This window comes from Reyranella sp. (genome assembly GCF_004297405.1).
Classification (GTDB): Bacteria; Pseudomonadota; Alphaproteobacteria; order Reyranellales; family Reyranellaceae; genus Reyranella.
Genome location: NZ_SCVC01000006.1, coordinates 649,922 through 662,552, shown reverse-complemented (window position 1 = coordinate 662,552; position 12,631 = coordinate 649,922). Strand labels below are relative to the sequence as shown.

Sequence of the window (12,631 nt, the reverse complement as noted above, 5' to 3'; positions counted from 1 at the left end):
ACAGGCCTCAAGCCGGCGGCCAGCGATAGACTTGGGGCCACAGCACGCGCGGGTCTTGCAGCTCTTTCGCCTCGGTTCGCACCGGACGAAAGCCCGCCTTGCGATATGTGGCGAGCGCACGCGGATGGTCGAGCGTGTTGGTGTTGAGCAGCAGCCGCGACCATCCGAGAGCGAACGCGCGCTCGATGGCACGATCGAGCAGCCAGGGGCCGATGCGCTGGCCGATGTAGTCGAGCGTCAGGCCGAAAAAGACGAGTTCTTCGTCACCCAGCTCGAAGAAGCCGACAAGCTCACCGTCATCGCGTGCGATGTGAAGTTCATGCCCCGGCCGGTTCAGCAGCGTCTGCAGCGCCTCGTCGGACAGCAGCCGGCGCTCGTACCAGAGCCATGGTCGGCCCACTCGATCATAGAGTTCGCGATAGAGTGCGGCTGTGGGATCCGTCACATGTTCGATCGTAACGGCAATCCCCGACGGCAGGCCCCGTCGCGTCCAGTCGGACGGCGCCATCTCGAGATGAGTGATCGTGACCGGCAGGCGACCGTCCGCACGCGGCGGCGGCTGATGGGCGAACAGGTCAGGCGCCGGTGACGATCGGTGTGTCGGCACGGCCACCCCATTCGGTCCACGAGCCGTCGTAGATCGCCGCTTCCGGCGAGCCTGTAAGGTAAAGGGCAAGACCGATCACGCAGGCGGTTACGCCCGAACCGCAGCTCGCCGTGACCTTCTTCGCCGGATCGATCCCCGAGGCCGCGATACGAGCGACCAGCTTGTCTGCGGGCAGCACGGTGCCGGTGTTGGGATCGAGCAGCTCGTTGTAGGGCAGGTTGAAGGCACCCGGCATATGACCACCACGCAAGCCTGCACGCGGCTCCGGCGTCTCGCCGCGGAAGCGGCCGGCGGCGCGGGCGTCTACGATCTGCTCACGCTTGCTCTCGATCAGGCCGCGTACATCGTCGATCGAGCGCACCAGCGTATTGTCGAGGCGCGCCGTGAAGTGCCGATCACGCGGCGGCGTCGGATCGTCTGTCACCGGGCGGCCTTCGGCCAGCCACTTCGGCAAACCGCCATTCAGGATCGACACATCCTTGTATCCCATGGCGCGAAACATCCACCAGACGCGGCAGGCACCGGTCATCGGCGTCGTATCGTAGATGACGATCTTGGAACCGTCGCCGAGGCCAAGCTTGCGGACGCGCGAAGAGAATTTCTCCGGCGAGGGCAGCATATGAGGAAGGGGATTCTCGGTATCGGCAATCTCGTCGATGTCAAAGAACACGGCGCCGGGAATGTGCTGCTCGGCGAACTCGGCCTTAGGATTGCGCTTCTGCGCCGGCAGGTAAAACGAGCCATCAACGATGCGCACGTCAGGCGCAGTGAGGCGGGCAGCCAGCCATTCGGTGCTGACAAGGGCATCGGGTCTTGCGTAATCCATAGTCCGTTTCCTCTAGGCCAGCGCGATGATGAAGCGCCGGTTCATCTTTCCCTTGTTCTCGATCTTGATGCATTCGATGCGGCCGATCTCGCCAGTCCGCGCGACGTGCGTGCCACCGCAGGCTTGCAGGTCGATCCCTTCGATCGACAGCAGTCGAACGCGGCCCGCGCCCATCGGTGGGCGCACGCTCATCGTCTTCACTAGCTCGGGCCGTGCTGTCAGTTCCTCGTCAGTAACCCACTGCGGTGTGACAGGGCGATCCAGGGCGATCAGCTTGTTGATCTCGTCGGTCACCCATTCCTTGGCGGGGACATCACCATCGAGATTGAAATCGAGCCGGCTCTTGTCGATGCCGACCTGACCACCGGTGACATTGCCCTTGATAACGGCCGACATGACATGCAGCGCCGTGTGCATGCGCATGTGCAAATGGCGGCGTTCCCAATCGAGTGCGGATTGCACCGAGGTACCGACGTCCGGCCGCGTTGCATCGGGCGCCAACACAAGGAGCACGTCACCACCTTCGGCCTTGAGGGCGTCCACGACCTTGGCCTCGCCACCATCCCAGCGCAGCACGCCGGTATCGCCGGGCTGTCCGCCACCGGTAGGATAGAAGATCGAACGGTCCAGCCGCACGCCGCGCTCCTCGACGGCGGTCACGGTGGCGTCTGCTTCCTTGAGATAGGCGTTCTGCCTGAAGAGTTCTTCGACCATGGACCGGATTTAGGCTTTCGCCAGCCGTGCCGCAACTTGGCGGGCGGTCGGCATCGACGGTGCGGCACCAAGCCACTCGACAGCACAGGATGCCGCAGCGCTGGCGTAACGAGCGGCCTCGGTCGGTGACGCGCCAGCCGCCATGCGAGCTGCCAATGCGCCGACGAAACAGTCGCCGGCGCCGGTCGTATCGACGACCTTGGACTTTATGGCGGGAACTGCCTCGACGCCGTTGGCGCTCACCACGAGTGCACCACGCGGGCCCAGGGTGGCAATCACGGCGCGAGCTCCACGTTTGCGCAAGGCTTCGCAGGCCGCGGCGAGGCTGCGTTGTGAACTGTTCGACGTGAGCTTCACTCCCGCAGCCTGGCCGAGTTCGATCTCGTTCAGCACTGCGACATCGACCGACTTCAGCAGCCGGGCAGGGTGGCGCGTGAAGGGCGCAAGGTTCAGCACCGTGCGTGCGCCTGCCTTATGCGCTCGAGCGAGAATTTCGCCCGTGGCCGCAAGGGGGGTCTCGAACTGAGCTACCCAGACTTCGTCGCGGCGCGGCGCGTGACGCAGCATTGCCGCCTTGAAGTGCATGTTGGCGCCGGACGCGACGGTGATCGAATTGTCTCCATCGGCGACCTGGATGAGCGCTACACCGGTTGCCGGCCCGTCGACTTCTTTGACTCCGGAACTGTCGACATCGTTGTCCGCCAGGAATCCGCGAAGGCTGTTGGCGAAGGAGTCGTTGCCGACGGCCCCCACCATGGCGGTGGGCACGCCGAGTCGGGCCGAGGCAATGGCCTGGTTCAATCCCTTGCCACCGGGCAGGAACGAGACTTCGGCACCGAGCAGTGTCTCGCCAGCCGCCGGCAGGCGCGTGCTCTGCACGACGACGTCCATGTTGAGGCTTCCGCAGACGACCACCCGGCTCATGCGGGTGCGCTCACTTCATCCAGGGTGGCAATGGCAGGTTCTTCTCGCGCAGGAAAACCGGATTGAAGAGCTTAGACTGATAGCGCTGACCGCCGTCGGCCAGGATGGTCACGATCGTCTTGCCCGGACCGAGGTCGCGCGCGAGCCGCATGGCGCCCACGATGTTGATAGCTGTCGAGCCGCCCAGAACGAGGCCTTCGTGCTCGATCAAGTCGAACAGGATGGGCAGCGCTTCCTCGTCGGTGATCTGGTAGGCGAGGTCGATCGGCGTGCCTTCGATGTTCGCCGTGACGCGGCCCTGGCCGATGCCCTCGGTGACTGAATTGCCCTCGGCTTTCAGTTCGCCTTTGGCATGCCAGTTGTAGAGCGCCGACCCCATGGGATCGCTGAGCGCGATCTTGATGTTGGGATTGCGCTCCTTCAGCGCCCGCGCCACGCCGCCCAGGGTGCCGCCGCTGCCGACGGAACAGGTGAAGCCGTCGACTTTGCCATCGGTCTGATCCCAGATCTCAGGACCCGTCGTGCGGTAGTGGCCGTCGCGGTTGGCCGTGTTGTCGAACTGATTGGCCCAGATCGCGCCGGCTGGTTCTTTGGCGGCGATCTCCTCGGCGAGCGTACCGGAGTAGCGGACGTAATTGTTTGGGTTGGCGTAGGGCACGGCGGGAACCAAGCGAAGATCGGCGCCACAGAGGCGCAGCATGTCTTTCTTCTCCTGGCTCTGCGTCTCGGGCATCACGATGACCGAGCGATAGCCGCAAGCGTTTGCCACCAGCGCGATGCCGATGCCGGTATTGCCGGCGGTGCCCTCAACGATCACGCCGCCCGGCCTGAGCTTACCGCTCTTCTCGGCATCCTCGATGATCGCCAAGGCTGCGCGATCCTTGATCGAGCCACCGGGATTGAGGAATTCGGCCTTGCCGTAGATGTCGCAGCCTGTCGCCGCGGAGGCCGCGCGCAGTTTGATCAACGGCGTGTTGCCGATGCTATCGATAAAACCCGTACGGACGTTCATGACCTGCTCGCTCTCATAACCCTGCGCTCGCTCCCGGGCGGACGGTAGACAGGGAGCGGGGGGACACGCAACCAGCTTGCGTCGGATCAACACCAGCAGTTCCGCACGTCGTCGCGATGAAGGGCGAGCCACTGCAGCGCCATGACCGCAACGGCATTGTCGCATTCGTTGCGGTCGAGCATGGCGCGTGCCTCGGCAAAGGGCACGACTTTCACGAGAATGTTCTCGTTCTCCGCTTCGAGGCCGAAAATCCCACCGACGCCCGTGGTGTCGGTCCGGCCGAGAAAGCTTGTGCAGGTTTCGGAGCAGGCGCCGGGGCTCAGCACGACGCTGCTCATGGGAAGCAGATCAGTGATCGTCACCGCCGCTTCTTCGACCGCCTCCCGGCGCGCCACATCTTCGGGTGTCTCGCCGTCTTCGATGATGCCCGCCACGGTCTCCCAGCCCCAGGGATGACGACCGGCGGCATAGGAGCCGGCGCGGAATTGGCGGATGAGCACCACCTCGTCGCGGACCGGATCGTAAGGCAGCACCGCCGCTGCCTGGCCGCGCTCGAAGACCTCGCGCTTCACCTCGCCGCTCAGGCCACCCTGGTACAGCGTGTGGCGAAAGAGGTAGCGGGCGACACGAAAATAGCCCTGGAACGCGACAGTGCGCTCGATGAGCTCGACCTTTTCGGTGGGCGGGGGGACAGCAGCCATGATGCACCCTGCAAGCGAAAAGGGCCGCTCCCTTAGAGAGAGCGGCCCTAAATTGGCTCCGGAGGCAGGGATCGAACCTGCGACCCGGCGATTAACAGTCGCCTGCTCTGCCGCTGAGCTACTCCGGAATAAACTTCGTCGCGGTGGCGGCAAGGTCCCGCGAAGGCGCGGTGTTTTGGCAGAGCATGTTTAACCACGCAAGGCCCTTCGACCGCAGAATTGTGGAGGCCTGGGCCGGAATCGAACCGGCATTGACGGATTTGCAGTCCGCTACATAGCCACTCTGCCACCAGGCCGCACGAGTTGCGGCCGGTGCTATACGCGTGCGGTGACAGAGCGGTCAAGCCAGCCGCGACTCGCCGCCCTTTGCGCTGCCACCGGCCCTTGCCTATATAGGACCGCTACATATAGAGGCAGCCCATGACGGATTTCGCGCTCGCGCGACGCAATATGGTCGATGGCCAGCTCCGGCCCAATCGGGTCACCAACGCTGCCCTCCTGGCGGCAATCGGGGAGCTGCCGCGAGAGCGCTTTCTGCCCGAGGGTCTAAAGTCGGTCGCTTACGCCGATGACGATGTGCCGCTGGGCAATGGTCGCTTCATGATGGAGCCGATGGTGCTCGCCCGGCTGATCCAGAACCTGCAGCCACAGCCCGACGACAAGGCCCTGGTTGCGGCCTCGGGGCGGGGTTACGGCGCGGCGATCCTGGCACGTCTGGTAAAATCAGTGGTCGCTGTCGAGAACGACGGCAGTCTGGCCGCCACTGGCCAGCAGACTTTGCGTGAGCTGGGGGTAACTAACGTTCAGCTAACGGCGGGCCAGCCTGATCAGGGCGCAGCCGCTTCGGGTCCGTATGACGTCATTCTGATCGAGGGCGCCGTGCAAGAAGTTTCACGCGCCATTATCGATCAATTGGCTGAAGGCGGCCGACTGGCGACCGTCGTGGCCGATCCGAGTGGGGCACTGGGCGTGGCCCATCTCTTTGTGAAGCAGGGTGGGGTCACCTCGGGGCGTCCACTCTTCGATGCCGGCACGCCGTCACTGCCGGGATTCACGCCGCCTCCCAAGTTCACCTTCTAGGCAATCCCGGCGGTTTTCCCGTGTCGAACGGGGCTATCAAAACTCTTCGGGCCGATGCTAGGGTGCGAGCCACATATGAGGGTAGAACGATGCGTATCCGGCCCAGGTTGAGGCACGTCCGCAGCGCGGTTGCGTGCGCCCTAGCCGTTGGGCTCGGTGGTGCATCCAATGCATGGTCGCAGAGCCTAATCGAGGCGCTGTCGACGACGTACAACAGCAACCCAGACCTGCTGGCCAGCCGGGCAATCCTGCGCCAGACCGACGAAACGCTGTCGCAGGCGGTCGCCAACTGGCGCCCACGCGTGACGCTGAACGTCGAATTCAACAGGACCCAGCAAGATTCCTACACAAACCGGCCGGGCGTGGCCCCGACGTTCTACGAACTGAACGGCAAGTTCACGACCCTCCAGGTCGTTCAGCCGATCTTTCGCGGTGGCAAGACAGTCGCGGAAACCAAGCAGGCTCAGGCCAACATCCAGGCGCAGCGGGCGGCCCTGGCCGATACCGAGCAGACGACGCTCCTGTCGGCCGTGACGTCCTATGCCGATCTCGTCCAGAACATCGGTATCGCCGATGCACGTCGCAACAACGTCCGCGTGTTGGTCCAGCAGCTCGACGCGACCCGCGAGCGTTTCCGAGTTGGCGAACTCACGATTACCGACGTGTCACAGTCCGAGGCACGCCTCGAGGCGGCCAAAGCCGATCTCGTCGCGGCGGAAACCAACGTCCGCATTTCAGAGGCATCTTTCCAGCGCACGGTTGGCAAGCGGCCGGGCAAGCTCGGCGAAATCCCTCTGATCGGTGGACTGCCTTCATCGGAAGAAGAAGCCGTCGGGCTCGCAATGGACGCCGGTCCGCGCGCCGTTTCGGCAGCGCACCGCATCACGTCCGCGAATTATGGCGTGAACAATGCGGTCGGCGACCTGCTGCCCCAGGTCAATCTCGTCGGCGCGCTACAACAGCAGTTCGATCTGCAGGTCCCGAACGACAGGTACTACACCTACGCCCTGCGCCTGCAGGCGACCATTCCGATCTTCCAGAACGGCAGCGAATGGTCGCGCATCCGTTCGGCGCGGGAACTTGTCGCCCAGCGCCGCAACGAACTCGACAGCGCCCGCCGCACGGTGGCGGAGAATGTCATCCGCGCCTGGCGTCAGCTCGACTCCGCACGTTCCCGCGTGACGTCCTACGAATCGCAGGTTCGTGCCAACGAAGTGGCATTGAACGGCGTGCGACAGGAAGCGCTGGTCGGCTCACGCACGACCCTTGACGTGTTGAACGCCGAACAGGAACTGCTGAACGCTCAGGTGAACCTGATCCAGGCTCGCCGAGACACGCAAGTGTCCTACTACGGCGTCCTCGCCGGTATTGGCCGCCTGACCGCCCGTACCCTGGCGCTGCCGGTCGAGTATTACGACGAGGAGCGCTACTACAAGGATGTTGGCTCGCGCTGGATCGGCTGGGGTAGCAGCGGCGAATCAGGCACAGGCAACATCCTGCCGTCGGCCAACCCGGCTGGCGTGGCTGGGAGCGCGCCGCCGGCGGGCTCAACGCCGGCCTCAAGTACGCCGCGATGAGCGCCGCCAAAGATCCCAACAACGACCCCTCGATGGACGATATCCTGGCGTCCATTCGCAAGATCATTTCCGACGACGAAGCCCGCGCTCAGATCACCGGCCAGAAGCCGGGAGCACCATTGAGCCATCCGCCCGGGATTTCGCCGTCACCGCGCCAATCACCGCCGAGCGACGACGTGTTGCTGCTGACGGATCTCGTCGAGGAACCCACCAAGGGGCCGGGAATGTCATCCAATACCCAGCCAGGCCAGCCGCGGATCGACCCGATCAAGGCCGCCGAGATGCCGCAGCCGTCTGTTGATGGACCTGCTGACGGCTCTCTTGTGGGACCGAGCGTTGTCGGCGTCGCGAGCACCGCTTTTGCCCGTCTGAACCAGGCGGTGCAGGATAGCGTTCCGCCGCCCGCAGCACCGGACCCTGGCCCGGCGATCGGCAATGGCGGCAAGACCATCGAGGATCTGGTCAAGGAAATGCTGCGGCCGATGCTGAAGGAATGGCTCGACAAGAACCTGCCGCCGATGGTCGAGCGCTATGTTGAACGCGAGATTTCCCGGCTGACACGCCGCTGACCCCCAGGCGCCCTCCGTCATTGAACGCCACGGCGCCGCAACCGTGGCGTTTTTCGTTATAAGGCAAAGAGATGCTCGACAAGACTTACGACCCCAAGGAGATCGAAGCCCGCCGTTACCCCGAATGGGAGAAGGCTGGGGCCTTCCGCGCCCATCCGGAGTCACCGAAGCAGCCCTATTGCATCGTCATCCCGCCACCGAACGTGACGGGCAGCCTGCATATGGGGCATGCGCTCGATAACACCTTGCAGGACGTGCTGATCCGCTGGCGCCGCATGAAGGGCGACGACGTGCTGTGGCAGCCCGGCACCGACCATGCCGGCATCGCAACCCAGATGGTCGTGGTCCGCAATCTCGAGCAAGAGGGTATCGGCCTTGCCGTCGAAGGCGCGGTGAAAGGCGATGCCAACAAGAAGCTGCTCAATCGCGAGGAATTCCTGGCCAAGGTCTGGGAGTGGAAGGCTTATTCCGGCGGCACGATCACGAGCCAGCTCCGGCGGCTCGGTGCGTCATGCGACTGGAGCCGTGAACGCTTCACCATGGACGAAGGCCTGTCGCGCTCCGTCCTCAAGGTGTTCGTCGATCTCTACAAGGCCGGCCTGATCTACAAGGACAACCGTCTGGTCAATTGGGATCCCAAGATGCTGACGGCGATCTCCGACCTCGAGGTCGAGTCGCGCGAGGTCAAAGGCCACCTCTGGTACTTCAAGTATCCGATCGACGGCAGCGACGAGCACATCATCGTGGCCACGACCCGGCCCGAGACGATGCTGGGCGATACCGGCATTGCCGTGCATCCCGACGATCCCAAGTGGAAGCACCTGATCGGCAAACACGCAATCCTGCCGCTGGTCGGACGGCGTATCGCCATCGTGGCCGATGAGTATTCCGACCCGGAGAAGGGCTCGGGTGCGGTGAAGATCACGCCTGCGCACGACTTCAACGATTTCGAGGTCGGCCGCCGCCATCAGCTCGATGCCATCAACATCTTCGATAAGTTCGCGCGCGTTAACGAGAACGCGCCGGAGAAATATCGCGGCCTCGACCGCTTCGACGCCCGCAAGAAGATCGTGGCGGAGATGGAGGAACTGGGGCTGGTCGAGAAGATCGAGCCGCACGCGCACGCCGTGCCTTATGGCGATCGTGGTGGCGTGCCGGTCGAACCCTATCTCACCGAGCAATGGTACGCCGATGCCAAGAAACTCGCTGAAGCGCCGATCGCAGCGGCGCGCGACGGCCGCGTGAAGTTCGTCCCCGAGCGCGGGCGTGACGACTTCTTTCGGTGGATGGAGAGTATCGAGCCGTGGTGTGTGTCTCGCCAGCTTTGGTGGGGACACCAGATCCCGGCCTGGTACGGCCCGGACAAGAAAGTGTTCGTGGCGCTGTCGGAGGAGGAGGCCAAGGCCGAGGCTCGTGCTCACTACGGCAAGGACGTCGCCCTGGAGCGCGATCCCGACGTGCTCGACACCTGGTTCAGTTCGGCGCTGTGGCCGTTCTCGACCCTGGGTTGGCCGGACAAGACGCCGGAACTCGCCAAATACTATCCGACCAGTGTGCTGGTGACCGCCCCGGACATCCTGTTCTTCTGGGTCGCCCGCATGATGATGATGGGTATGCAGTTCATGGGCGATGTTCCGTTCCGCACCGTCTACCTGCATGGCCTGGTGACGGACGAGAAGGGCCAGAAGATGTCGAAGTCCAAGGGGAACGTGATCGATCCCCTGGAGCTGATCGACAAATACGGCGCCGATGCGCTGCGCTTCACCATGACGTCGCTCGCCGCTCCACAGGCAGGTCGCCTGCGGCTGGCTACGTCCAAGGTCGAGGGCTCACGCAACTTCGCGACCAAGCTCTGGAACGCCACGCGCTTTGCCGAAATGAACGGCGCGGCATTGCCGGAGGGCTTCGATCCGGCGTCGGCAAAGCTCACCGTCAACAAGTGGATGCTGGGCGAATTGGCGCGCGCCAATCTAGCGATCGACAAGGCCCTGACGGAGTTCCGGCTGAACGAAGCGGCCAATACGCTCTACGAGTTCATCTGGGGCGTTGTCTGCGATTGGTACGTCGAGCTGACTAAGCCGATCCTGCAGGGCGCCGATGGGCCCGAGAAGGACGAGACCCGGGCGGTCACGGCCTTCGTGCTGCGCGAAACGGTGAAGCTGCTGCATCCCGTGATGCCCTTCATCACGGAAGAGCTGTGGGATAAGCTCGGCCATCGTGCCCATCACGGCGCACTAATCGGCCAGCCCTGGCCCGTGCCGACAGCCGTCGATGCGGCTGCCGATGCCGAGATGGGTTGGCTGGTGAAGCTGATCCAGGACATCCGTTCGGCGCGAGCCGAGCTCAATGTGCCGGCCGGCGCCAAGCTCAAGTTGCTGGTGATCGGCGGCAACGACACGACCAAGGGACGGCTGGAGACGCATCGCGCCGCCATTGAGCGCCTGGCGCGGATCGAAGGCGTCGAGGCCGCTACGTCGGCACCCAAGGCCTCGCTGCAGCTCGTCATCGGCGAGGCGACTTATGCCTTGCCGGTCGGGGAGGTGATCGACCTCAAGGCCGAAAGCGCCCGGCTTCAGAAGGAAATCAAGAAGCTGGCCGACGAGATCGGCAAGATCGACTCCAAACTCGGTAACGCAGCCTTCGTGTCGCGTGCGCCGGAGGAGGTCGTCGAGGAGCAGCGCGAGCGGCGCAGTCAGGCCGAGCAGACGAAGGTGCGCCTCAGCACCGCGCTTGAGCGGCTGGGCGGCTGAGGGAAGCCAGCGTTGCCATAGGGGAGGGCGGCTCAGGCTGCCGCCCACCGCCTGTCGCGACGCAATGGCGAGCCTTCTGGCAGAAACAGCAGATCGAGCTGAGCGGTTGCGCCGTCGAGTGGCCGTCGCGCCATGCCGACGACATCGGCCACTGCAAAGCCGTGGCCGTGCATGAAGTGCACGATGTCGTGGACTTCCGGTCCGCCCTTGAGGCTCGCGATGGTGCTGGTCTCGACAATGAGAGCATCGATGCTGTCGAGCCGCCCGGTCATCCCCTCGAGCACCATCAGCTCGGCCCCCTGGACGTCGATCTTGCACAGCGATGGCCGGTCGATCTCGTCGATCAATGAATCGAAGCGCCGCATCGGCACACGGTCGTAGCGCAGGACTTCGCGCTCGCTGACATCCTCCAGCAGGGTGGCTCCCTGGATGTCCGGCCGGATCTCGATGTCGACGTTGCCGTCGTGATGGCCCAGCGCCATGTGATGAACCTTGCACCGGAGCTGCTGTTCGAGCAGCCGCATATAGTGGAGCGACTCTCGCGTCGGATCGATCAGGTGATAGTAGGCGTCAGGAAAGGCGCGATAGAGATCGTATGTTCCGTAGGCGACGCCGATGTCGAACACTGTATTGGGACGAAACCCGTAATGCGCGAGAACGCGGAAGGACTGTTGCCACGACGGCACCGTGGCGCGCCCCGGAAGATAGACGTTGTAGGGGCGCAGGAAGTCCTTGAGCCGTGAGATCAGGCCGGCCTTCTTCGCGCGCATGAGGTTCGACGCGTCGGTCATTTCGCTGCTCGCTTCGTGGCTGGAATTGAAGGGGGGCTAATCCAGCCAACACACCACGAGTCCGTCGACGCTGTGAACCTTCACCGCGTGACCAATGGGTGGCCAGCAGACGAAGGTGCGACTCAACACCAAGCTGCCGATTGCCTTCAGTAGTGACGAGGAAAGAAGACGATCGGTTCGGTCAGCAACTTGGCCGCAATGTCGGACCAACAACTTGCTGATGTCCAATGCAGCCATTCGATAGGTTATGACGCTTTCCGGAGGTCCGGCACGTACGGTTTGCTGGTGAAGTGCTCCTGGCCGTCGCCACGGGCAAAGCGCAGGCCAGCGCGGCGAATGGCTTCGTCGTCAACCGCGTCGAGCGGTACGAAGTAGCGATCGTCGCTCTGGGTGATCGTGTCGTTGTCGACCCTGTTGTAGCAGATGAGCAGGGTCCAGCGCCGGTTAGCAGAGCGGTTGGCATCCGAACGATGGATCGCGTTGCAGTGGAAAATCAGCGCGTCGCCGGCTTCCAGCTCGCAATACTCGATCGGACACTTTTCGAGGATATGCGGCATGCGCTTGGGATCGACCTCGTTCTGGGTCGGCGAGAGGGGCGTATGGTCGATGCGGCCGAGCTTGTGTGAGCCGGTGGCGATCTGCAGGCAGCCGTTCTCACGGTTGGTCCGATCGAGCCCGATCATGATCGAGAGCATGTCGGGCCTGAGGCAGCCATTGTAGTACCAGTAGCCGTAATCCTGGTGCCATTCCCAGGCGCCGCCGACTTCCGGCTCCTTGGCCGTGAGCTTCGACTGGAAGTGATAAACGGGGCCGCCCAACAGGGCGGCCGACGTATCGACCATGCGGTGGACGCGGGCGGCGAGGCCATAGACGCTGTCGCCGGCCCGGTTCCACAACGCAATGCGTGTCGAACGACCCTCGCTGTCGCGGCGGTCGAGGATGCTGTCGCGCACGGCAGGATCTTCTTCCATCGCGCGCGTCAGCAGCTTCACCTCGTCCGGCGCGAACAGGCCGCGCGCATAGGTGAAGCCTTTCTCATTATACTCGGCGAGCTGCGCCGCGTTCAGGACGTTCGGCATG

General features: G+C 63.8%; 12 protein-coding genes and 2 tRNA genes. 4 read left to right on the top strand and 10 right to left on the bottom strand.

The features are described from left to right. Positions 1 to 7: 7 nt before the first annotated feature. The 8 genes from EPO50_RS05515 to EPO50_RS05480 form a co-directional block, all read right to left on the bottom strand. On the bottom strand, positions 8 to 607 hold the full coding sequence (locus EPO50_RS05515; RefSeq protein WP_296341774.1) for a GNAT family N-acetyltransferase: 600 nt from the start codon (positions 605 to 607) through the stop codon (positions 8 to 10). Next, a complete protein-coding gene (gene sseA / locus EPO50_RS05510; RefSeq protein ID WP_296341772.1) occupies positions 576 to 1,433 on the bottom strand; it encodes a 3-mercaptopyruvate sulfurtransferase in 858 nt (285 codons plus the stop codon). Before sseA ends, EPO50_RS05515 begins: the two co-directional genes overlap by 32 nt. A 12-nt stretch (positions 1,434 to 1,445) precedes the next feature. After that, on the bottom strand, positions 1,446 to 2,147 hold the full coding sequence (locus EPO50_RS05505) for an alanyl-tRNA editing protein (protein WP_296341770.1): 702 nt from the start codon (positions 2,145 to 2,147) through the stop codon (positions 1,446 to 1,448). 9 nt (positions 2,148 to 2,156) lie between these two features. Next, positions 2,157 to 3,071, bottom strand: a complete 915-nt coding sequence (locus tag EPO50_RS05500) for a ribokinase (RefSeq protein ID WP_296341768.1) — start codon at positions 3,069 to 3,071, stop codon at positions 2,157 to 2,159. Positions 3,072 to 3,081: 10 nt separating this feature from the next. Beyond that, positions 3,082 to 4,083, bottom strand: coding sequence for a cysteine synthase A (locus EPO50_RS05495; protein ID WP_296341766.1), 1,002 nt, complete (start codon positions 4,081 to 4,083; stop codon positions 3,082 to 3,084). A gap of 86 nt (positions 4,084 to 4,169) precedes the next feature. Further along, positions 4,170 to 4,784 (bottom strand): NUDIX domain-containing protein, encoded by a 615-nt coding sequence (locus tag EPO50_RS05490; RefSeq protein ID WP_296341764.1) that lies wholly within the window; start codon positions 4,782 to 4,784, stop codon positions 4,170 to 4,172. A 53-nt stretch (positions 4,785 to 4,837) separates the two neighbouring features. Continuing rightward, a tRNA-Asn gene (locus EPO50_RS05485) sits at positions 4,838 to 4,912 on the bottom strand. A 94-nt stretch (positions 4,913 to 5,006) separates the two neighbouring features. After that, positions 5,007 to 5,080, bottom strand: a tRNA-Cys gene (locus EPO50_RS05480). 124 nt (positions 5,081 to 5,204) lie between these two features. Here EPO50_RS05480 and EPO50_RS05475 point away from each other — a divergent pair. The 4 genes from EPO50_RS05475 to EPO50_RS05460 all read left to right on the top strand — a co-directional run bounded on the left by EPO50_RS05475 (position 5,205) and on the right by EPO50_RS05460 (position 10,760). After that, a complete protein-coding gene (locus EPO50_RS05475) occupies positions 5,205 to 5,864 on the top strand; it encodes a protein-L-isoaspartate O-methyltransferase (protein WP_296341762.1) in 660 nt (219 codons plus the stop codon). Between the two features lie 89 nt (positions 5,865 to 5,953). Beyond that, positions 5,954 to 7,441 carry a TolC family outer membrane protein gene (locus tag EPO50_RS05470; RefSeq protein WP_296341760.1) on the top strand — a complete coding sequence of 496 codons (1,488 nt, stop codon included), beginning with the start codon at positions 5,954 to 5,956 and terminating at the stop codon, positions 7,439 to 7,441. Then, the gene (locus EPO50_RS05465) at positions 7,438 to 8,010 is read left to right on the top strand and encodes a DUF2497 domain-containing protein (RefSeq protein WP_296341759.1); all 573 of its coding nucleotides are present in this window, start codon (positions 7,438 to 7,440) and stop codon (positions 8,008 to 8,010) included. The genes EPO50_RS05470 and EPO50_RS05465 overlap by 4 nt, the downstream gene beginning before the upstream one ends. A 71-nt stretch (positions 8,011 to 8,081) precedes the next feature. After that, a complete protein-coding gene (locus EPO50_RS05460; protein WP_296341757.1) occupies positions 8,082 to 10,760 on the top strand; it encodes a valine--tRNA ligase in 2,679 nt (892 codons plus the stop codon). A gap of 32 nt (positions 10,761 to 10,792) precedes the next feature. Here EPO50_RS05460 and EPO50_RS05455 read toward each other — a convergent pair whose 3' ends face one another. Further along, positions 10,793 to 11,551, bottom strand: coding sequence for an FkbM family methyltransferase (locus tag EPO50_RS05455; RefSeq protein ID WP_296341756.1), 759 nt, complete (start codon positions 11,549 to 11,551; stop codon positions 10,793 to 10,795). Between the two features lie 245 nt (positions 11,552 to 11,796). Continuing rightward, entirely contained in the window at positions 11,797 to 12,630 is an 834-nt protein-coding gene (locus EPO50_RS05450) for a phytanoyl-CoA dioxygenase family protein (RefSeq protein ID WP_296341754.1), read from the bottom strand. Between the last annotated feature and the right edge of the window lies 1 nt (position 12,631).

Excerpts from the sequence above, each read along its gene's own strand:
- EPO50_RS05470 (WP_296341760.1), top strand. The coding sequence starts at position 5,954 with ATGCGTATCCGGCCCAGGTTGAGGCACGTCCGCAGCGCGGTTGCGTGC.
- EPO50_RS05455 (WP_296341756.1), bottom strand. The coding sequence starts at position 11,551 with ATGACCGACGCGTCGAACCTCATGCGCGCGAAGAAGGCCGGCCTGATC.
- EPO50_RS05500 (WP_296341768.1), bottom strand. The coding sequence starts at position 3,071 with ATGAGCCGGGTGGTCGTCTGCGGAAGCCTCAACATGGACGTCGTCGTG.
- sseA (WP_296341772.1), bottom strand. The coding sequence starts at position 1,433 with ATGGATTACGCAAGACCCGATGCCCTTGTCAGCACCGAATGGCTGGCT.
- EPO50_RS05490 (WP_296341764.1), bottom strand. The coding sequence starts at position 4,784 with ATGGCTGCTGTCCCCCCGCCCACCGAAAAGGTCGAGCTCATCGAGCGC.
- EPO50_RS05495 (WP_296341766.1), bottom strand. The coding sequence starts at position 4,083 with ATGAACGTCCGTACGGGTTTTATCGATAGCATCGGCAACACGCCGTTG.
- EPO50_RS05475 (WP_296341762.1), top strand. The coding sequence starts at position 5,205 with ATGACGGATTTCGCGCTCGCGCGACGCAATATGGTCGATGGCCAGCTC.
- EPO50_RS05450 (WP_296341754.1), bottom strand. The coding sequence starts at position 12,630 with ATGCCGAACGTCCTGAACGCGGCGCAGCTCGCCGAGTATAATGAGAAA.
- EPO50_RS05465 (WP_296341759.1), top strand. The coding sequence starts at position 7,438 with ATGAGCGCCGCCAAAGATCCCAACAACGACCCCTCGATGGACGATATC.
- EPO50_RS05460 (WP_296341757.1), top strand. The coding sequence starts at position 8,082 with ATGCTCGACAAGACTTACGACCCCAAGGAGATCGAAGCCCGCCGTTAC.
- EPO50_RS05505 (WP_296341770.1), bottom strand. The coding sequence starts at position 2,147 with ATGGTCGAAGAACTCTTCAGGCAGAACGCCTATCTCAAGGAAGCAGAC.